Origin of the sequence: Nonomuraea sp. NPDC048881 (genome assembly GCF_040649795.1) — a bacterium.
Classification (GTDB): Bacteria; Actinomycetota; Actinomycetes; order Streptosporangiales; family Streptosporangiaceae; genus Nonomuraea.
On record NZ_JBEZGC010000017.1, the window covers coordinates 149,461 to 168,285 of the forward strand.

The 18,825-nt window shown below is 71.6% G+C and carries 18 protein-coding genes and 1 tRNA gene; 3 read left to right on the forward strand and 16 right to left on the reverse strand.

Going from position 1 to position 18,825, the window contains the following annotated elements; all coding sequences use genetic code 11:
• Nucleotides 1–21: 21 nt before the first annotated feature.
• The 9 genes from AB0C33_RS40480 to AB0C33_RS40520 all read right to left on the reverse strand — a co-directional run bounded on the left by AB0C33_RS40480 (nt 22) and on the right by AB0C33_RS40520 (nt 11,472).
• Entirely contained in the window at nt 22–2,421 is a 2,400-nt protein-coding gene (locus AB0C33_RS40480; RefSeq protein WP_358298045.1) for a S8 family serine peptidase, read from the reverse strand.
• Between the two features lie 37 nt (nt 2,422–2,458).
• Nucleotides 2,459–3,469, reverse strand: coding sequence for a hypothetical protein (locus AB0C33_RS40485; protein WP_358298046.1), 1,011 nt, complete (start codon nt 3,467–3,469; stop codon nt 2,459–2,461).
• Nucleotides 3,466–4,059: an RICIN domain-containing protein gene (locus AB0C33_RS40490; protein ID WP_358298047.1), complete on the reverse strand. Its 594-nt coding sequence runs from the start codon at nt 4,057–4,059 to the stop codon at nt 3,466–3,468. Before AB0C33_RS40490 ends, AB0C33_RS40485 begins: the two co-directional genes overlap by 4 nt.
• A gap of 77 nt (nt 4,060–4,136) precedes the next feature.
• On the reverse strand, nt 4,137–4,673 hold the full coding sequence (locus AB0C33_RS40495) for a hypothetical protein (protein ID WP_358298048.1): 537 nt from the start codon (nt 4,671–4,673) through the stop codon (nt 4,137–4,139).
• Nucleotides 4,674–5,248: 575 nt separating this feature from the next.
• Nucleotides 5,249–6,097, reverse strand: a complete 849-nt coding sequence (locus AB0C33_RS40500) for a type II CAAX endopeptidase family protein (RefSeq protein ID WP_358298050.1) — start codon at nt 6,095–6,097, stop codon at nt 5,249–5,251.
• A gap of 516 nt (nt 6,098–6,613) precedes the next feature.
• Complete coding sequence (locus AB0C33_RS40505; protein WP_358298052.1) at nt 6,614–8,893, reverse strand: hypothetical protein; 2,280 nt, start codon at nt 8,891–8,893, stop codon at nt 6,614–6,616.
• Nucleotides 8,894–9,154: 261 nt separating this feature from the next.
• Nucleotides 9,155–10,906, reverse strand: coding sequence for a selenocysteine-specific translation elongation factor (gene selB, locus AB0C33_RS40510; protein WP_358298054.1), 1,752 nt, complete (start codon nt 10,904–10,906; stop codon nt 9,155–9,157).
• Nucleotides 10,897–11,358, reverse strand: coding sequence for a rhodanese-like domain-containing protein (locus AB0C33_RS40515; RefSeq protein WP_358298127.1), 462 nt, complete (start codon nt 11,356–11,358; stop codon nt 10,897–10,899). The genes selB and AB0C33_RS40515 overlap by 10 nt, the downstream gene beginning before the upstream one ends.
• 18 nt (nt 11,359–11,376) lie before the next feature.
• Nucleotides 11,377–11,472 (reverse strand) — tRNA-Sec (locus AB0C33_RS40520).
• A 141-nt stretch (nt 11,473–11,613) separates the two neighbouring features.
• On the opposite strand from AB0C33_RS40520, the gene AB0C33_RS40525 reads away from it, so the two are divergent.
• Nucleotides 11,614–12,198, forward strand: a complete 585-nt coding sequence (locus AB0C33_RS40525; protein WP_358298056.1) for a hypothetical protein — start codon at nt 11,614–11,616, stop codon at nt 12,196–12,198.
• A gap of 38 nt (nt 12,199–12,236) precedes the next feature.
• Here the strand turns inward: AB0C33_RS40525 and AB0C33_RS40530 are convergent, their stop codons facing one another.
• The 6 genes from AB0C33_RS40530 to AB0C33_RS40555 form a co-directional block, all read right to left on the reverse strand.
• Complete coding sequence (locus AB0C33_RS40530) at nt 12,237–12,797, reverse strand: hypothetical protein (protein ID WP_358298058.1); 561 nt, start codon at nt 12,795–12,797, stop codon at nt 12,237–12,239.
• Nucleotides 12,798–13,003: 206 nt separating this feature from the next.
• Nucleotides 13,004–13,354 (reverse strand): hypothetical protein, encoded by a 351-nt coding sequence (locus tag AB0C33_RS40535; protein WP_358298060.1) that lies wholly within the window; start codon nt 13,352–13,354, stop codon nt 13,004–13,006.
• Between the two features lie 50 nt (nt 13,355–13,404).
• A complete protein-coding gene (locus AB0C33_RS40540) occupies nt 13,405–13,959 on the reverse strand; it encodes a hypothetical protein (RefSeq protein ID WP_358298062.1) in 555 nt (184 codons plus the stop codon).
• The gene (locus AB0C33_RS40545) at nt 13,956–14,522 is read right to left on the reverse strand and encodes a MauE/DoxX family redox-associated membrane protein (RefSeq protein WP_358298064.1); all 567 of its coding nucleotides are present in this window, start codon (nt 14,520–14,522) and stop codon (nt 13,956–13,958) included. The genes AB0C33_RS40540 and AB0C33_RS40545 overlap by 4 nt, the downstream gene beginning before the upstream one ends.
• Before the next feature lie 177 nt (nt 14,523–14,699).
• The gene (locus tag AB0C33_RS40550) at nt 14,700–14,843 is read right to left on the reverse strand and encodes a methyltransferase domain-containing protein (protein WP_358298066.1); all 144 of its coding nucleotides are present in this window, start codon (nt 14,841–14,843) and stop codon (nt 14,700–14,702) included.
• An 11-nt stretch (nt 14,844–14,854) separates the two neighbouring features.
• Nucleotides 14,855–15,409 carry a TetR/AcrR family transcriptional regulator gene (locus tag AB0C33_RS40555; RefSeq protein ID WP_358298068.1) on the reverse strand — a complete coding sequence of 185 codons (555 nt, stop codon included), beginning with the start codon at nt 15,407–15,409 and terminating at the stop codon, nt 14,855–14,857.
• A gap of 93 nt (nt 15,410–15,502) precedes the next feature.
• Between AB0C33_RS40555 and AB0C33_RS40560 the strand changes: the two genes are divergently transcribed.
• On the forward strand, nt 15,503–16,948 hold the full coding sequence (locus tag AB0C33_RS40560; protein WP_358298070.1) for an alpha/beta hydrolase: 1,446 nt from the start codon (nt 15,503–15,505) through the stop codon (nt 16,946–16,948).
• Nucleotides 16,949–17,090: 142 nt separating this feature from the next.
• Here the strand turns inward: AB0C33_RS40560 and AB0C33_RS40565 are convergent, their stop codons facing one another.
• Nucleotides 17,091–18,416: an alpha-L-rhamnosidase C-terminal domain-containing protein gene (locus AB0C33_RS40565; RefSeq protein ID WP_358298072.1), complete on the reverse strand. Its 1,326-nt coding sequence runs from the start codon at nt 18,414–18,416 to the stop codon at nt 17,091–17,093.
• Between the two features lie 95 nt (nt 18,417–18,511).
• Here AB0C33_RS40565 and AB0C33_RS40570 point away from each other — a divergent pair, with 95 nt between their 5' ends.
• The gene (locus AB0C33_RS40570; protein WP_358298129.1) at nt 18,512–18,796 is read left to right on the forward strand and encodes a substrate-binding domain-containing protein; all 285 of its coding nucleotides are present in this window, start codon (nt 18,512–18,514) and stop codon (nt 18,794–18,796) included.
• Nucleotides 18,797–18,825 lie beyond the last annotated feature (29 nt).

The window sequence follows — 18,825 nt, forward strand, 5'->3', positions numbered from 1 at the left end:
CGGAACCGCAGAACCTGGAGGTCAGCCGGTGAAGCAGGCGTAGACGTCCACCGAGATCTTGACCGGGGAGGCGCCGGTGTTCCTCAGCACGACCGTGCCGTCCGGGCGGAGCGCGGCCGTGGCGAAGCCGACGGTGCTCCGGCCCGCCGTGTACGCGACCGTCCGCACGCCGGTGGCGCTGCCGGACGGGACGACCTCGACCGTGCCGTTCGCCGTCCCGGTGGCGGTGACGGCGACGCCGACGGCCGTGACGCCCGCCGTAGGGATGTCGCCGCCGGAGGGGCGCAGCACGTACGTGCCGCCGGCGGCGACCGTCACGCCGTCGCCGACCCGGACCGGGGCGATCGCCTTGACGAGTGAGGCGCGTTCGGCGGCGGTGTAGTAGCCGCTCACCTCGACCGAGACCTCGGCCGCGCCGCCGCCCAGATTGTGCAGATTGATCTTCCCGTCGGCGCCGGGCCTGACGATGGTGAAGAACTGCACGGGGGTGTTGGCGGGGTAGTCCACGTTGGCGTCGGCCGGGAAGGCGTCCCCCGCGGGATAGACCCGGATCGTGCCGGTGGATGCGCTCTTGACCAGCACCGTCAGGGCGACGCTCTGCGGGGAGGGCAGGCCGGGCGTCGTGAGTTCGAGATTGCCCAGCGCCGCGACCGGCACCCGGTCGGCGATCCGCGACGGCGCGACCGGGTGGTAGGTGCCGCCGACGTCGGACGCGGCGTGGTCGAGGGTGTAGCCGTGCACGTCGAGGTAGACCCGGACGGCCTGGCCGCTACGGTTCTCCAGCTTGAGCGCGCCGTCCTCGCCGACCTTCGCCACGACCATGGTGGAGGCGTACCGGCTGGCGTCGTAGAAGAGCACGTCGCCCTTCGGTTCGGGCTCGCCGGAGGGGTAGACGGCCAGCGAGCCGGTGTTGAAGAAGTCGCCCTTGGCGGCGATGTTGACCGCGACGGCGGCGATGCCGTCGGCGGGGAGCCCGGCGACGCCCGCGAGGGGGACGGTCAACGTCGAGTTCGCGCTGATCTGGACGTTGCCGAGGACGCGGGTGCGGGTCTGGAAGAGCTGGTGCGGGCCGGGGCGGGCCGCGGAGCCGAGAGCGGCCTCGTCGAGCTGGATGCGGGGAGTGCCGCCGCCGCCGTAGGCGATGGGCTTGCCGGTGTCCTTCAGCGCCGCCTCGATCTCGGCCGGCGTGGCGTCGGGACGTGCCTGGCGCAGCACCGCCAAAGCTCCGGCGACGTGCGGGGCGGCCATCGACGTGCCGCTCATGGACTGCCACCGGCCGCCCGGCACCGACGAGACGATGTCCGTCCCGGGGGCGAACAGGTCCAGCAGCGGGCCGCGATCGCTGAAGGAGGACACCTCGTCCTGGTCGGTGGTGCTGCCCACCGCGACGGCGGAGGAGACGCAGGCCGGGGCGCTGACGGCGTCGGTGTAGCCGTTGTTGCCCGCGGCCACCACCGTGAGCGCCCCGGCGGCGAGCAGGCGGTCGATCGCGGGCTTGCGCGGATCGTCGTCGCACGGGGAGGTGTACCTGCCGCTGCCCAGGCTGAGGTTGACCGCGGCCACCGGGACGCCCTCGTCGATCAGGTCCAGGACCTTCTCCATCCCCGCGAGCTGGGCGCTGACGAAGCTCAGCAGGCACGGCGGCCCGGCGCTCCCGCAGTAGGAGAAGGAGTCGAACCTGCTGTAGACCTGAACGGCGACGAGGCCGGCCCCCGGAGCGACCCCGCCCGCCGCGTCGCCGGTCTCCTGCCCGGCGACGATCCCGGCCACGTGCGTGCCGTGGGCGCAGTCCAGGTACGCGCACGGCCCGCTGTCGGCGTCCGCCGCTCCGGGCCCTTCCTGCTGGTCGGCGCCGTCCGGGCACAGGCTGGAGGCACCGTAGGCGGCGTCGCTGGGCGAGAAGCACGCCTCGGCCACGACGCGCCCGCCGAAGAACGGATGGTGAACCGCGACGCCCGAGTCCAGGACGGCCACCGCGCTGCCCTCGCCGGTCAGCCCCGCCTCCCGGGTGCGGTCCGCGCCGATCAGGGGCACGCTCTCGGCGAGCGTGGGCGGGACCGGCACGTCCTCCGACACGCTGACCACGCCCGGCTGGGCCGCCAGCCGGTCCACCTCCGCGCGGCCGGCGCGCACGGTGAGCACCGGTAATCGCGACAGCGTCTGGATCACCCGTCCGTGGCCGGCCGCGGCGGCCGCGGCGGACAGGCCGGCGCGGTCCCGCGTCACCACGTTCACGCGGACCTCGCCGCCCGCGGACAGCTTCGCCGCCAGCCCGGGATCCACGCGGGGGCCGGACGCCGCCGCCGAGGCCGCCCGCGACGGCTCGGGCGGCGCCGCGACGAGGGCCGTCATGAGGGCCGTCATGAGGGCCGTCATGACGGCGGCCGCGGTGATGAGGCGGCGGGCCAGGGGTTGCTTCATGTGCACTCCGCTCGACGAAGGACGTGCCTCGGCAGGATCACTGGCCCGCCAGTACCGCCTTGGCACGCCGCACCCAGGTGGTGAAGACGGACAGCGACTCGGTCAGCGCCTGCCGCTGGTCGCGGACCATGACCTCTTCGTAGGCGCGCTTCGCCGCGCGGTACGTCGGCAGCAGGCCGGCGCCGTCCGCGCAGGCGGCGTCGTCGGCCGCGACCTGCTTCTCCGCCTGTGTGGCGGCCACACCGGGCTCCCGGCCGGCCCAGCGCAGGTCGGCGCGGGCGCTCAGCGGGCTGTCGTAGGCGTACCCCTTGGCCGTCATGCAGCTCACCCACTGGTTCAGGGCCCGTGCGACGGCGGTGTGCTCCAGGGCGAGAAAGCTCGCGTCGTCGGCCAGCAGCCGGGGGTCGGCGGCCAGCGCGTGGTCCTGGCCCAGGACGCTGGTCTCGCCGCTGGTCGCGCAGCCGCCCTGGGGGATGGACTCCCCCGGCCCGGTCGTGGCGGCGGTGCCGTCGTAGGCCGCCATCTCCTCCGCCGTGGGCGCACGCTGGTCGGCGGGCTCCGCCGCGGCGGCCGCCACGGCCGGGTCGAGCGCGGGCCTCGGGTATCCGGACCGGGAGGCCGCCGTCGCGTCGAGGGGTTCGATCAGGTCGGCCTCGACGTAGTCCTCGGGGTTCCAGTTCCGCACGACGCCCGCCGTCCAGGCGGAGAAGCCGAGCGACTGCATGCACGTGGCGGTCGCGGCGTCCTTGGCCAGGTCGATGGTGTGGATGTCGGCCATGGACGTCATGTACGGATCGAGCGGCATCGGCAGACCCGGATCCGACGGGACGGCGGTGAGCGCCGGCTCCGGGATCGGGGACGGCTCCGGTCCGAGCGTCCCCGTGGGCCCGGGAACCGGCAGCACCTCGCCCGTGGTGGGCAGGGGGTCGGGGTCGAGGGTCGGGGAGGCGGCCGAGCTGTGCGCCGCCGGCTGGAGGTTGACCGCGGCGATCCCGATGGTCAGCAGGACGGCCCCGGCGGCCAGCAGCGGTGGTGTGCCCTTTCTCATTTGCCGTTCCTCCTCCAGAAGCACTCGCCCTTGCCGATCCATCTGCCCTCGGTGCAGTATTCGCGCGAGTAGAGAATGACGTTGGAATAATGGAAGGGCTGCAGCACGCCCAGGGTGTCGTGCCATCCGTCGCCCCGGCAGCCCTGCCAGTTGTACCAAATGAGGAATCGGCGGTTGTAGATGCGGCTGTAGACGCTGCGGCCCTTCCACTGCTGCTGGGCGCCGCCCCACCAGCTCCATTGCGTGACCGGGCACGCGGCGCCGTTGTAGTCGGGGGTAAAGGTGGAGTTCCAGCGGTCCATCGATTTGCCGCTGTTCACGTTGCGCACGCGGTAATAGCCGGCGCTGGTCTTGGTGTCCTTCCACAACTGGTTCTTGCCGCCGTTGTAGCGCCAGACGGAGACGATGCCGCCATTGGCCTTCGATTTCTGGTAGACCTCCAGATACTGGCGCGTGTATTCGTTCTGCCAGCGGTATGTGCCGTCCGCGTGCGCGGCGGCGGGGAGGACGGCCGCCACGGTCGTGACCGCGGCGACGACCGTCACCGCGGCCCGCGTGGCCGTGCGGACGGCGGGACGAGAGCCTTTCATCGTGTGGATCTCCCTTCTGCGCGGAAGGTGCGAGGGGTTCCGCCCGGCACGGGGACGCACCGGCCGGCGGCGGCTGCTCACGAACCCTGGACGTGCCACCATCTCGTGCACCTCCAGCTGCTGCCGCCCTTCACGCAGGCCCTGAAGTAGCGGCCGGTCACTTCGTTGACGCCGCCCGTGGTCCCGCTGCTCGCGCCGCTGGGGATCGTCTTGTGGCAGGCGTGGTAGGACGAGCCACCGGTGTCGGACCAGTCGAGCGAGACCTTGTCGCCCGATCGCAGGCCGCTGCCCCAGGCCCACCAGATGCTGGAGTTCCACGTACCGCTGTAGAGGCCCGCCCCGCCGCGGGACGTCCCGGCCACGTACTCCAGCCGGGACCTGTCGCCCTTGGCGGGGTAGTAGTCGTACGGGTCGTAGTTGGGCCCGCAGGAGTAGTTGATCAGTCCTGCCGCGTGGACCTCCTCCGAGATGATCACGTCGCCGTCGTCGGTCGCCGGCTCGCGGGACGGGGTCGGCGACGGCTGGGGCGAGTGGGCCAGCGCGGGCGGCGTGGTGAGAAGAGCGGCGGCGGCCACGCCGAGTACCAGGGCGGAAGCGACTCGTACTGCTTTCACGTGTTGTCACCTTTCGGAGGGCTGGATGCCGCGCCTCGACGTGCGAGCGCGGGCGCGACATCCATCGCCACGGGTGGGGGACGGGCACGTTCGCCCGGATCTGCCTGACGGTCGGTCGAGGAACCGCTTCGAGGCGAGTTCAGGCCGGTGAGGCGGGGGGCCGGCCCGCCGTACGCGATGCGGCGGGCCGGTCGTTCGTGCGCCAATGTATCCACGGGCGGTCTTGACTGTCGTCAATCAGCCGGTGGACGTACGGCTCCACCCACCGCAGTAGCCCCGGCCGCCCTGTCAACCAGCGTCGTATTCCACACCCCGGGTTCCGGGTGGCGCCCGGCCCAGGCCCCGTGACCGGGTTCCACCGAGGCGGCCGGGCTGGTGGACGAGCTGCTGCGGCGGTCGCCGGAGTTCCGGGCGCTCTGGACCGACACCGCCGAGAAGCTCGCGCTGCTGACCGTCGTCGGCACCCAGGCGACGCGAACCGAACCGGCCCGATGAACCGATCGAACAGGCACCGTGGTCGCCGGGCCGCGCCCGGCCTTGGGCGGAGGCGACCTCGACGCCGCATGATCACCGCCTCACGATCTCTCGCCACCCTGCCCAAGCAGCCCTGCCTCGCGAGCATCGCGGACGAGCTGCGTCCGGCTCGGGCGCATCAGCCACACGGCGGCGGCGAGCGTGAGCACCCAGCCGATCACCTCGATGAGCAGGTGATCCGTTGCATCGGGGACGGATTGCAGCAGGTACACCCGGACGCTGTTGATCGCTCCGTGCGTCAGGACCGCGGGCCAGACACTCCCCGACCGCCGGCGAAGTGCGAGCAACAGCGGCGCCCATGGCAGCATGCCCGCGAAGTAGACGACGATGTCCCAGAGGGGTCGATCACCGATGACGGCGAGGACCGGCAGGTGCCAGACGATCCAGACCAGGCCGCTGACCAGGGCCAGCGGCCAGAATCCCCACGACGCGGCGCGCGTCGCCAGCCAGCCGCGCCAGCCGAACTCCTCGCCGATGGCGAAGACCGACTGCATGAGGAAGACCGGAACGATCCATATGGTCGCCGCGAAGATCTGGTCAAGCGGGTTGAGCCGCCAGATCCCCGATGCCAGTGCGATGGCGGTCTGGATCGCGGCGATCGCGGCGATGAGGCCGATGCCGATGCCCGCCCACTTGGGTGTGCCGCGCCACCTGGTGGCGAACGTCTCCCGGAACGTCCCGGGCCGTCGGGCAAGCCACATGATGATCGCCGCGAGCAGCGGGGACTGCTGCATGATCGGAGTGATCAGGTTGTAGAGGTCCGTCGGGACGAGCCGGAAGACCATCGGAACGGACAGCGCGAAACACAGCAGCACGGCGATCGCGAAGAACCACGTGACATCGATGGCGGTTGATCTGGCAGAACGGGAACGCGGGGAGGACGCAGTCATGCTGACCTCGTTTCGTCCGGACGCGAGGATCCAGCGGCTGCGACGCCCGGCGTGCCGTGGACGGAGCGGTGGTCCCCGGCATGGGCCGGGGCTGTCCAGCCGACGAGCATGACGACGTTGAGAGGTATGAGACGTAGGAAACGCACGACGTCGAAGCTAGGCCGGAGGAATCGGCCCGGCCTCACCCGAAGGGGTGAACCCGGTACCGCCCGTCAGGATGGAATCCGTGGCGGGCGACGCGCCCGTTCTCGTAGGGGTAGATCACCACGTGCACACCGTCACGCACCTCCAGGTTCTGCAGGATGACCCGGACGTGCGAGTCTCCTCCTGCCGTGCCTGCGGGTTCGGCGGGGACAGGAGTTCGCGTAGCGCTCGGCGTACGGAGATGAGAGCGCGCAGCAGGACGGTCGCGGGCCCTCAGGACAGATCAGCCCAAGGAGGCGGGCGTTCTTCGGCGCCGGGGTCAAGGGCCTCCAGGCTCACCTGGCACTGGCCGCCGCCGGCGCCGAAGGAGGATCAGGTCACCTTCCGGTTCCGGTGAACGATCTCCCTGTCGCCCTTGCCGGGATACGCCATGATCAGCAGCCGCTGCCCACCCTGCGCCTCGCCCTTCCAGGGGAACCAGGCGTAGTGCACGCGGATGCGGTAGTGCCCCTTGCGCCCGTCGAGGGCGAGGTTGGGCAGCTCGGTGCCGCTGAGGCTGTCGTTGAGCACGATCTGGCCGCCCGGGCTGTAGTAGCCGACCTCGACCACCTTGTCCCAGCCCTTGGTCTCGACTGGCGGCCGGCGGGTGTAGGTCTCCAGGGTGACGCAAAGGTCGAAGTCGGGGTGGGTCATGACGGCCAGGATGCCGCGCGCGGAGGAGACCACCCCGTTGCCGGGGTCCATGTCCGGCTCGGTCTCCTCCGATCCTTCTCCCTCGTACGTCTGCAGCACCCCGTAGTCGGTCCACTGCGGCTCCTTGATCCGGATCGCCCGGGCCGGCTTGGTGCGCGGGCGGTGGCGCGGCGTGGCGTCGCACATGGCCTGGGAGTCGGCCTGCATCGCCGCGATCTCCTGGTCCTGCTCGGCCTTCGCGGCCTGGACGATGGTGGTGGCGCTGGGACAGATGTCGGCCAGAGGATAGGTGAGGGACGCGCGGTCGATCTTCAGCCGGGCCAGCTCCCGTGGGTCGTTGCGGGTGTGGACGCCGCACAGATGGCGCCCGTAGGTGAGCACGACCTGGTCGGGCGTGGTGTCGGGGAACACGTGCAGGCTCTGTGTGCGGTGGTCGCCGCGCAGGGAGCACACGAACCTCTGCTCGGCCGTCAGCTCGCGCGGCTCCGCCTCGCCCGTGTCGATCTCCCACGGCTCGGGCATGTCGCAGTTCGTGACGCGGCCGCGGGCCATGTCCGCCGCAGGCAGCAGGCACAGGGCCACGGCTGAGGCGAGCCCTGCCAGGAGGACGTGGTGGCGGACGCGGTGAGCGGGCGGGGCGGCGTACAGCAAGAGCAGGACGAGGCCGGAGGCGGTGAGCGCCAAGGCGTACCAGAGCGGGGAGATGCCGGGAGACAGGAGCTGGGCGCCGTCGTAGGGGACGACGGCGCCCCGCTCGACATAGAGGCTTTCCGGGTAGAGCCACAGCTCCCCGAAGAAGGTGGAGTGCTCCGAAGTGAACGCGCTCACGGCGCCGATCCCGCCCAGCAGGAACAGGCTCAGCGTCGTGGCGCGCAGCAACGTACGCGTCCGCCGCCGCACGGCGACCAGGATCAGTACCGCCGGCGCGCCGACGCCGACGAGGAGGTCGAGCGCGAACCAGTACGCGGTGGCCTCCGCCCCGGTGTACTCGCGTACCGCGTCGCCCAGCATGTTCTTCGGTCCGAGCCAGAACGGCACCCCCTGCGCGAGGTTGACGGCCGCGGGGACCAGCGGGAGCAGGATCGCCATGGCCGGCAGCGGCCACCGACGGGCGCGTGCCCGCATGGGCTCGGTCCGGGGCGTGGGAGGCTGGAGCGTGCCCAGGTCGTGCGCGGACCGTGCCCACCAGACCAGCGAGAAGACCGAGACCGCGCCCAGGAGCGAGGGCGTCAGCAACTTCCACGGCACCTCGTCCGCGCCGCCGAACGCCACGATCGAGACCGAGCCGGACGACAGGAGGGAGAAGAAGACCGCGATCATGCCGGCCCGTACCGTCACGCCGCTCCAGCGCGGATCCCGCGCCTGCGCCACCAGCAGCGACGCCAGCCACACCGACCACAGGACGTCCAGCGCCCAGGTCCAGCCCTGCCCACCGAAGAGGTAGTCGCCCATCTCGTACGCGACGGTGTTGAGGACGTCATACACCACGCTGAGCACGCCGGTCACAAGCATGAGCACCAGTAGCCATCGGCGGGTACTCCCCCACAGCACGCGGAAGAACAGCCAGACCACCACGAGCTCGATCACATCGGCGACCAGCGACATCCACCACAGGTAGGGGATCGGCAGCCGCCAGGTCAGGATGTACACGACCATGGCGTAGAGAGCGACCCGCAGCAGGCGCGCCTCCCAGCCGTGCCGCGCCGGTTCCCCGCGCAGCCGCCCGCGCAACACCTCCCGGTACGCCCACGCCTGCACCGCCGCGATCGGCACCAGCAGGGCGGGCAGCCACGGCCACGACCGGATCTCCTCCGCCGTGTGTCCGTTCGGGTCCGTGACGACTCTCCACAGAGGGACGAGGTCGCCGGTGACCAGTCCGACGACGGCGAGGACGATCACGACGGCCAGGTAGAGGGCCGCGAGACCGGCGGCGAGCCGGCCGAAACGATGGCGGCGCATGAGGCACTCCGGGACGGGGTGAGGAGGAAAGCGTCCAACCCTACTGATCTCCCACCAAGTGGATCAAGGGTCGACTCCCGCAGGTCCTCTGCCGCCTGGTGGAGCTGCGGCTCCGGCACGGGCTCGAAAGGCGATGCCGCGTCCCGGCCGTCCTGGCGCCCTGGCCGTAGGGCGCCCGCGCGCACGGCGGCGACCTGGTACACGAGGCCGCCCTCCGCTGACCCCGTGCGCCGACCCACGTGCCGCATGTGGACGGGTGCGTCAGAGCCCCGCGCCGGACCCGGCGGGTGGAAGGCAGATCCGGGAGTCGTTGTCGACCCGGCGGGTGTGGCCCCGGGCGTCGAGGTACTCCAGGAGCGGTACGGCGACGCGGCGGCTCGTGCCCAGGGCCGTGCGGGCCTGGCTGACGGTGAAGGGCGCGGGCAGCGTGCTCAGCACGGCGACCGCCAGCTCCGGCGCGTCCGGCAGGAGGACGACGTTCCGCCCGATGTGCAGCAACGCCGCCGCACGCATGGCCGCGCCGAGGGCGGCGCCGGTCAGTTGCAGCTCGGTCAGGCGCTCGGCGGTGGGGGCGTCGAAGGGACGGCCGGCGAGGTCGCTCCGCAGCCGGGCGACGGCCTTCTCGACCTGCGGCGGCATCGGCGCCCGCGCCCGGTCGCCATCGACGATCACTCCTGCTCTGACCGTCAACGGCTCGGCGACCAGCGCCCGCGCCAGCCGCCGGTCGGGCAGGCCGAGCAGCCGGGCGGCGGCCTCCACCGTGATCCCCTGGTCGCGCTGCGACACCTGCTCCGTCAGGCGGCGCCGCAGCTCGGACCAGTGGCCGGGGTCGGCGAACCAGTCGCCCGTCACCGGCGGCCCATCGGGGGCGGCGCCCATCGCGGTCAGCTCGGCCCGGCTCAGCAGTCCGTGCCAGCGCAGCAGGTCGGCGGCGGTGGGCACGGTCACGCCGGCGAGCGCGGCCCCCCTGACCGCCGCGGCTCCCCGTCGTCGCAGGGGCGCCGGCCGTACGTCGAGGACGCGCACCCCCGCCACGATCATCCGGCGGCCGGGATCGCGGAGCAGGCCGTGGTCGCCGACTTTGAGCGGCAGGGGCCGGGCCAGGGTGAGACGGGCCGTGCCCGCGCCGAGAGGGCGCAGGCGGACCGGAACGGCGGCGGAGCCCAGGTGGAAGACGAGTTCCCGGCCGACGTCCGCGCCGGGCTCCAGGCGCACGTCCGCCGACCGGGTGGTGATCCAGGCGTCCGGGGTCAGCAGCGGGGTGCCCCGGGGCAGCGTGTCGCGATCGGCGCCCCTGACGTTGACGGCGACGCGGGCCGTCGCCGACACCGCGTCCCGCCGCTGGTTGAGCGCCTGAAGGCCGCGGACCTGGAGCCGGTCCGGCCCGGCGAGCAGTTCGTCGCCCACCCGCAGCGTGCCGTGCGTGAGCGTGCCGGTGACGACGGTTCCGGCCCCGGTGACGGTGAACGCCCGATCGATCCACAACCGCACCGGGCCGTCCCGGCGCGGTTCCGGGAAGCCGGCCGCGAGCCGGTCGAGCGCGGCGGACAACTCGGGCAGGCCCTGCCCGGTCCGGGCGCTGACGGACACGGCGTCGATCCCGGCCAGGCTCGTCCCCTCCAGGTGGAGGCGGGCCTCCTCCAGCGCCGGCCCGGGATCGGCGAGGTCGGTGCGGGTGACCACCAGCAGGCCGTGCCGCACGTCCAGGGCGTGCAGGGCGGCCAGGTGCTCGGCGGACTGGGCCCGCCACCCCTCGTCCGCCGCCACCACGAACATGACCGCGGGGCACGGGCCGACGCCGGCGAGCATGTTGGTGACGAACCGCTCGTGCCCGGGAACGTCGACCAACGCCAACTGCCGGCCGGAGCTGAGTGTGGTCCAGGCGAAGCCGAGGTCGATGGTCATGCCCCGGCGTCGTTCCTCGGCCCAGCGGTCAGGGTCCATCCCGGTGAGCGCGCGGACCAGGGCCGACTTGCCGTGGTCCACGTGCCCGGCGGTGGCGATCACCCACATGCGCGCTCGGCGGCCGTCAGCCTCGTGTCCGTGCCTGGTTCGCCCGGACCGCGCGGCCGGGTGAGGACGGCGGGGCGGATCACCCTCAGCCCGTCCGCGATCCACGCCTGGAAGCCGCCGATCACGTCGGTGGCGTTCGCCAGCCCGATCTGCCTGAGGGCCGAGGCGGCCAGGCTGGAGGAGTATCCCTCGTCGCACAGGACGATCCAGCGGATGTGCGCCGAGGTGGCCTCGGGGATCCGCGCGTCGCAACGGGGATCGAGCCGCCACTCCAGATGGTTGCGTTCGATCACGATGGCGCCGGGCACCTCGCCGCCGCTGCGCCGCTGGAATTCCGGCCGGGTGTCCACGATGAAGGCGTCACCACGACTCGCCGCGGCGAGAGCCTCGGCAGGCGGCAGGCGGCGCAGCCCGGCACGCGCCCGAGCCAGTAACGCGTCGATGCTCAGCAGGACTCCAGGGGTGAGGTCTGGCGGAGGCGGACGGGAATCGAACCCGCCGCGCCGAGATGCTCGGCGCCATCGGTTTTGAAGACCGAGAGGGCCACCAGGCACCCGGACGCCTCCGCTGGTGATCTTAACCCTCTCCGGGGCTCCGACTGAAGATCTTTCTCACGCCGAGCCACTCACTCGCGGACGGCGACCACGGCGCCGAAGGTGATCCACTGACGTCTGGCCACCTCCGGCGGCGAGGTGTACAACTGGATAATGATCTTCAAAGGTGTACGCAGGGGATCGATCTGGGCGGCGCTGGTGGCGCTGCTGCCGTCCTTGACCGCTTGTGCCACCGGGGAGGCCGACGCGGGAACGGCGGCGCAGTCGTCCGGCCGGCCGGGAAGCCTGGCGAATCCGCGGGTGCTGAACTGCGCGAACCGCAACGGCGAGTTCCCGGGAGAGAAGACGGCGAGCCGCACGGCCGAGCCGGACGACCTCGTGGTGGGGCCGTTGCTCATCCCCGGGCTGCTCGCGTGGGGCGACGCGCGGGCCGAGCAGTACGGAAGCGACCACAGGTTCAAGGTCGGCGCGCTGGTCAGGAAGGGCAAGACGATCACGGTGTCCATCCCGGCGAAGTTCCACGACAGCGCGGGCCTGCTCTACTCCGAGCCGTCCAGGAACGCCCGCACCCCGGCCGAGGCCGATCACTCGGTGTCCTTCACCGCGTGCTCGGACCACGACACGATGTTCGTGGGCGGCTTCTACGTGAAGGAGCCGGCGTGCGTCCCGCTGGAGTTCCGGGTGCCGGGCGAGCCCGTCGTCCGGCGTGAGATCTCCTTCTTCAACGGCGCCTGCTGACCTTCGACGCGCCGCCCGCGCGAGCGGCGGGCGGCGCGTCAGCCCAGGAACGACGAAGCGACGACGCCGGCGAACACGACCGTGAGCAGGCCCAGCATCAGCCGCCTGACCGGCTTCTCCTTCTCCATGAGCCAGTCGATCAGCCACATCGGCTCAGGGATCTCCACCAGGTCCTTCGACGACGGCACGATCGCGACCAGCGCGAAGCCCGGCCAGGTGAAGCCGATCGCGTAGGCGAGACCCGCCCACCACGGCACCAGGCCGAACAGCGTGACGCCGAGCGCCGCCCAGGTGAGCGAGGTGACCCTGAACGTGGTCAGGACCAGGCCGGTGTCCAGCCCCCACAGGAGCGCTCCCCTGGCCGGGCCGAACCGGTAGAAATGCTGCTGCGGAGTCTGCCGCCGCCACATGGGCGTGCGCAGCCCGAACAGGCCGGAGTCGATGACCAGGCAGGCGAGCATCACCGTCGCCGCGGCGAGCTTGGCGCCCGTCCCCGGCATCCCGCCGAACAGGCCGGAGCCGAGCAGATGCACCAGCCCGTACGCGAGCAGCGCGGAGAGGCTGAAGCCGAGCATGAGCATGAGGATCGGCCGGTACATGGGCTTCTCCCCGGGAACTCTCCCCTGGACCAGGGGGCGGAGGTATCCGACGAAGGAAAGGCCTCAAAAGCTGAACAACTGCGCGAAGCCCGCGCTCGCGATGAGCAGGAGCAGCGCGAAGGTCAGCCAGGTGTCAAGGGACACGACATCCTCCATCCGGAGTGGCCGGCCGCGGCCATCGCGCCGGACCGGCCACCCGGTCGCTGTCAGCAGCCGTTGGCGTTGACGGTCCAGCCGGCCGAGCAGATGAACGGGCCCGAACCGCAGTCGGCGCCCTTCGTGCACTCACCGCAGGCGTACTTCCGCTGGTACGGCGCCGAGCCGCTACAGCACTGCCACACCTTCATGCTGTAGCCGGACGGGCAGACGTACTGTCCGCTGCTGTTGGTCTTGCAGAAGGTGTTGGGGAGGGCGAGGTTGCAGCAACGCCAGTTCGCCGCCGCCGCCGGCTTGGTCATCACGGTCGCGCCCGCGACCGCGCCGATCGCCGCGACGCCGACCCTGCCCATCCAGCCGAGGAATCCTCGCCGGTTCGACGCGTCCGGTCCTTCCGACATTTTGTGGAGGTGATCCATGTTGGCCTCTCTGGCCGTGGGGTGAAATCGGATCAGTGCCGTACGGAGGGCTTGCCGGCCAGGTTGTGCTTGTAGGGAACAGGGGCGGCCGCGTACATCTGCCTGACCGTCGGCACCGTGTGGGCCCGTGTCAGCTTCCCCTCGGTGACGTGGAGTGCGACGGGTGTGATGTCGAGCCCGATGCTGGTGACGATGCTCTCGTCCTCGTCGAGGACGACCCGCTCGCCGTACAGCCCGAACTCGGCGATGAACTCGTTGCCGTCCCCGGACACCGGGACGACCACGACCCACATCGATGGCGGCACCGCTCCCCCACGCAGCGCCGACGCCAGGTTGTGGCAGGTCTCGCACTTGTTGGACAGGAACAGCACCATGGCCCGCTCGGCCTCGTCGAGGGCGGCCGGCAGGCCGAAGCGGCTCGGCGGGGCACCCTCCAGGGTTCCCAGCTCCACCGGGGTGGGCTTGTCCTCCATGTCGAGGTAGCCCCGGATCTGCTTGACCTGCTGGAACAGTTCCACCTGCGCGCCGATCTGGACGAACAGCACCACGGCCAGCAGGCAGATCACGATGAGCAGCACCGTCGTCATGCGGCGTGCACCTCCGCTTCGGGTTGGGTGGGGTCGGGAAGCACCATCCGGTCCTCCCGCAGCGGGCGCAACAGGCGCAGTTCGGCCCTCAGCTTCCAGGCGACCATGGCCAGCAGCGCCACGGCCAGGCCGAGCAGGCCCTCCTGCCCGGTCCAGGTCGGCGGGTTCGCCTCGGCCAGCACGACAAGCGCCAGCCACAGCGGGAGGTACAGCACCTGGCGCCAGCCGAGCACCGCGCCGCCGTTCCCGAAACAACCGCACTTGATCTTCTCGCCGCGGCTCAGCGCGCGGATCCCGGCGCCGGCGAACGCCAGCGCCAGCAGCACGATGAGCGCGCGCGGCCACAGGGCGGACGGCGCCACCGTCAGGCCGATCACGGCCAGCATCTCGACGCCGATCACCGCTATCGCGGCATGCCTTCCCAGAGCCGCCGGACCCAGTTGTGCGATGGTCCGGCCGAGTTCGCGGTGGGTTATGGTCTTTGACAGTGTCGCTATCAGGAAAACCACGATGAGTACGGCCTGAGCAGCGGCTCCGGTCGCAACTGCCGCATTCAGATTCATCCGTCGCTCCCGTCAGGGTCGGATGAACGAAAAGTATGGTACGGGCCTTAAATGATCAACTCTTGACAAGATCGATTTCGCGGGATACCCGAGGACGGTCCTCCACCACATATCCGTGGGCGACCAGATCTCTCCCGACCTCTTCCCGCTCCCGGAAACGCGACGTCGAATCCGACGTCAGCAGCTGTCCGTCCGCGGCGAAGACGCCCGAGCGGGATCGACGCCGACGACCTCGATCCCGCGATCGGCCAGAAGCAGCGCGAACACCCCGGTGCCGCAGCCGATGTCCAGAACTCGGCGCGCCTTGAACTCCTCCGCCATCCGGAGAGCGGTCAGCCGGGGTGGCGGTCGAGGAGGTCGGCGAAGGCCGCCGCCGCGTTGTCGGCGCGCGCCGGGTCCGCGGCGACCATGCGGTCGAGCGCCAGGCCGTCGAGTGTGGCGAGGATGAGGTCGGCGAGCGGCTCCGCCTCGCCCGCCGCGACCCCCAGGGCGAGGAGGCCGCTCCGCAACGGCTCGCGCCACGGCCCGCGCAGTTGTTCGACGGCGGCCCTCCAGCGTTCGGGTTCCTTGGCGGCGAGGACGGAAAGGTCGAGATAGAGCCGGGTGGCCTGCGTGCCGCTCGGGTGCGCGAGGCTGGACCACAGATGCCTGACGAGGTCGGCGACGCTGCGCACCGCCTCGCCGGGAGGTTCGGCCGCCGCGGCCAGCCGCTGCTGCGCGAGCGCGAGGGCGGCGCCGACGAGCCGTTCCTTGCTGCCGAAGTGGTAGATCAGCATGCGGTCGCTGGTGTTCAGAGCGGTGGCCAGCGGACGCAGCGACAATCCGATCAGACCGTGTTCGAGCACGTAGTCCAGCACTTGCTCGGCCAGCTCGGCACGACGATCCATGGCTCGACCGTAGCAGTCTCACCCACGAATGTAGCGCATGCTACATTCGTGTGCATGTAGCGACTGCTACGTCTGAAGGGGGTGGCGTTGATCGTGAAGAGGATTGCGTCCGTACTCGCACCGCTGGTGTGGGGAGCGGTCGCGGGGGTGAGTACGCCGCGCGGGCCGCTGACCCCGGCAGCGGCGTTGACCAGCATCGGGCTCAGCCTGGTCGTGGGCGGGGTCGCCGGATACCTCGCCAGGTCGCGATGGGCGATGATCGCGGCGCCGGCGGTGTTCGCCCTGGTTTTCGAGATCGTCCGCACCGGCGCGGAAGGGCCGAGCGTCGACGCGCCCCAGGGTGGGCTGTTCGGAGTGCTCGCGTTCCTCGCCGGGCGGGGCGTGCACGGGCTGCTCGCGTTGCTTCCGATGCTCGTCGGCGCCGCTTGGGGAGCCGGCCTGGCCCGATCAGGACAGGGAACCGGCCTGGCCCGACCAGGATCGGGAGCAGGCCGCGTCCGGCGCCTGCTCGGCCGGACGCTGATCGGCGCGCTCGCGATGATCGTCGCCGCGCCGGCGATCGGCGTCGCGCTGCCCGCGAGCACCGCCCCGATCGCCGGTGAGCGTGCCGTCGCCGAGCTGACGACCGTCCCGAGCGGCTCCCACCGGCTCGGACTGATGATCCGCGGCCGGGACACGGCCAAGCCGGTCCTGTTGTTCGTCCCCGGCGCGCCCGGCGCGGCCGAACGCGGAGCGGTGCGCGCGCACCTGTCCGCGCTGGAGGACCACGTCGTCGTCGCCACCCTCGACCGCCGCGGCGGCGGCAGCTCCTACCCGACGCTCGAACCCACCGCCACGCTGACCCCGGCGAGCGAGACCGGCGACATCCTCGCCGCCGCGGACTACCTCAGAACCCGATTCGGCAAGGACCGGATCTACCTCCTGGCACACTCCGGGGGCACCCTGCCGGCGGTGCTCGCCGTGCAACGGCGGCCCGAGCTGTTCCACGCCTACGTCGGCGTCGGTCAAGCAGTGAACACCGGCGCCGCCGACCGCGTCCAGTACGCCGACACCCTCGCCTGGGCGCGCAGTCACCGTGACCGCGACCTCGCCGCCGCGCTGGAGGCCGTCGGGCCCCCGCCCTATGCCGGCATGTACGGCTACGAGCCGATGCTGCTCGCCGAGAGCAAGGTCTACGCGACCGGGAACGGACAGGGCGGCCTCGACGAGAGCCTGGCGGCGTCCGAATACTCCTTGCTGGACAAAGTGCACCTCGTCACCGGCTTCCTCGACGCCTACGACCGCTACTACCCGCGGGCCCGCGACCTCGACCTGCGGACGCGCGTCCAGCGGCTCGCCGTCCCCGTCCACTTCATCGACGGCGCCGACGAGGTCCCGGAACGCAGCCGGCTGCTGGACGACTGGTACGCCACACTCGTGGCGCCGCACAAGGAACACACCGTCCTGCCCGGCGCCGGGCACCGGTCGCTGTTCGAGCAGCCGGACAGGTTCACCGACATCCTCGTGAGGCGCGTCCTGGCCACCGGCGCCAGAACCTGAGCACTGCGACCATGTCCGAGACGGCCGGGGCTCGTCTCATGCCTGCCTGCGCCAGGCTCGCCTTCCTTGGCAGGGGCGCGATGGCTCAAGGTCTGGGCCGGGAATCCCGCACGGGGCCTCAGCCGCCGGTGCCGGGCCCGGCTCACGGCCGCAGTTGCTCTTCCAGGGCCGACCGGAGCCGCCCGACCTGTTCCGGTGCGGCACGTGGGGCGACCACGGAGGCCAGCTCGGACAGCGGCAGGCGCAACCCGCGAGCGGCCAGGGCCGCCGGATCGCCGATCACGCCATGGGCGGTCATCACCTGTGTCAGGCGCTCCCACAGCCAGGCGTCGTCGACGGCGTCCGCAATCACTTCCGGCGACGCCGGTGGCGGCGGCTCGGCCTTCCACTGATGATGGCCGGGGCCGGTCCGGAACGGCTCGCGCCCCGGCAGGTGCACGATCGCCTCGGTCCCCGGCGGCACCCGCGCTTCGAGGATGAGGGTGCCGTCACTGATCCGCCACGCCACGCCCGCATCGCCGTACGGAGTCTCCAGATCGGCCTCCGCCCAGGTCAGCCCATGTCCCGGCAGCGGGCGGACCTCGATCCGCCGGTAGCCGGGGGCGGCGGGCGCGAGGCCGGCCACCCGCCGGTGCAGCCAGTCGGCGACCGCGCCCAGCGCATAGTGGTTGAACGAGGTCATCTGGCCGGGGTTGATCGAGCCGTCGGGCAGCATGCTGTCCCAGCGTTCCCAGATCGTCGTCGCCCCCATCGTCACCGGGTAGAGCCACGACGGGCAGGAGCGTTCCAGGAGCAGCCGGAACGCCAGGTGCGGGTATCCCGCCTCGGTGAGCGCGTCCGTGATCAGCGGCGTGCCGACGAATCCGGTCGCCACCCGGAAGCCGTTGGCTCGCACCAGGTCGGCCAGCCTCGTTCCAGCCGCTTCCCGCTGCTCCGGCGTCGGCAGCAGGTCCCAGTGCAGGGCCATCGCATAAGCCGTGGGAGTGTCGCTGACCATCAGCCCGCGCTCCGTGACGTAGGCGGCCGCGAACGCACGCCTCACCTGCGCCGCCAGGTCTCGGTAGCGTCGCGCGTCCTCGCTCAGGCCGAGCTCGGCTACCGCCCCCGGGAAGCCGCCCGCGCCATGCGCACCGCCACCCGCACCATCGGGGTGGCCGTCCCCCTGCTGCGTGGCCAGTTCTTCGCCGACATCCTCGACGGCGTCTACGAGGAGCTGGACACCGGCCCTTACCGGATGCCCGTCTCCCCCTTCGACCACGAGACCAGTGAGCGGAACCCCGGCATGGAGTCGCTGTGGGACCGCGAGGTGGAAGCGGTCATCGTCGTCTCGCCGAAGGTGCGCGCGTCCTGGCTCGACTCCTTCGCCCAGCGGCTGCCGACGGTGGTGGTGGCCAGGCACGACGCGAGCGACCATTACGACCGCGTCGTCAACGACGACCGAGCAGGCGCGGCCCTGGCCGTCGAGCACCTGGCGACGCTGGGCCACCGGCGGATCACTAACCTCTCGCACAACGTCTCCGGGCCACGGCGGCGCTGCTCGACCGGGGGGATCCGCCGACCGCGCTGTTCGTCGGGTCCGACCAGGGAGCCTTCGGAAGCCTGCGGGCGCTGTCGGAGCATGGGCTGCGCGCGCCCGATGACGTCTCTGTCGTCGGCTACGACGACACCCAGTTCGCCTCGCACCCGCGCTTCTCGCTCACCACCATCGCCCAGTACGGCACCGCCATGGGCCGTGTCGCGGCCGACCTGGCACTGGAGCGGATCAAGGCGCGCACGGAGGCACGGGAGTGGGTGTCACAGCCGGCGTTGATCGAGCGTGAGTCCACGGGCCCCGTACGCCTTCTCTGACGCCACCGGCCGATTGCTCGTCGGCAGTC

What these genes read in the sequence shown, in the direction of transcription:
- AB0C33_RS40480 (WP_358298045.1), bottom strand. Translation starts at nt 2,421, where the DNA reads ATGAAGCAACCCCTGGCCCGCCGCCTCATCACCGCGGCCGCCGTCATG.
- AB0C33_RS40485 (WP_358298046.1), bottom strand. Translation starts at nt 3,469, where the DNA reads ATGAGAAAGGGCACACCACCGCTGCTGGCCGCCGGGGCCGTCCTGCTG.
- AB0C33_RS40490 (WP_358298047.1), bottom strand. Translation starts at nt 4,059, where the DNA reads ATGAAAGGCTCTCGTCCCGCCGTCCGCACGGCCACGCGGGCCGCGGTG.
- AB0C33_RS40500 (WP_358298050.1), bottom strand. Translation starts at nt 6,097, where the DNA reads ATGACTGCGTCCTCCCCGCGTTCCCGTTCTGCCAGATCAACCGCCATC.
- AB0C33_RS40505 (WP_358298052.1), bottom strand. Translation starts at nt 8,893, where the DNA reads ATGCGCCGCCATCGTTTCGGCCGGCTCGCCGCCGGTCTCGCGGCCCTC.
- selB (WP_358298054.1), bottom strand. Translation starts at nt 10,906, where the DNA reads ATGTGGGTGATCGCCACCGCCGGGCACGTGGACCACGGCAAGTCGGCC.
- AB0C33_RS40525 (WP_358298056.1), top strand. Translation starts at nt 11,614, where the DNA reads ATGATCTTCAAAGGTGTACGCAGGGGATCGATCTGGGCGGCGCTGGTG.
- AB0C33_RS40530 (WP_358298058.1), bottom strand. Translation starts at nt 12,797, where the DNA reads ATGTACCGGCCGATCCTCATGCTCATGCTCGGCTTCAGCCTCTCCGCG.
- AB0C33_RS40535 (WP_358298060.1), bottom strand. Translation starts at nt 13,354, where the DNA reads ATGTCGGAAGGACCGGACGCGTCGAACCGGCGAGGATTCCTCGGCTGG.
- AB0C33_RS40540 (WP_358298062.1), bottom strand. Translation starts at nt 13,959, where the DNA reads ATGACGACGGTGCTGCTCATCGTGATCTGCCTGCTGGCCGTGGTGCTG.
- AB0C33_RS40545 (WP_358298064.1), bottom strand. Translation starts at nt 14,522, where the DNA reads ATGAATCTGAATGCGGCAGTTGCGACCGGAGCCGCTGCTCAGGCCGTA.
- AB0C33_RS40550 (WP_358298066.1), bottom strand. Translation starts at nt 14,843, where the DNA reads ATGGCGGAGGAGTTCAAGGCGCGCCGAGTTCTGGACATCGGCTGCGGC.
- AB0C33_RS40555 (WP_358298068.1), bottom strand. Translation starts at nt 15,409, where the DNA reads ATGGATCGTCGTGCCGAGCTGGCCGAGCAAGTGCTGGACTACGTGCTC.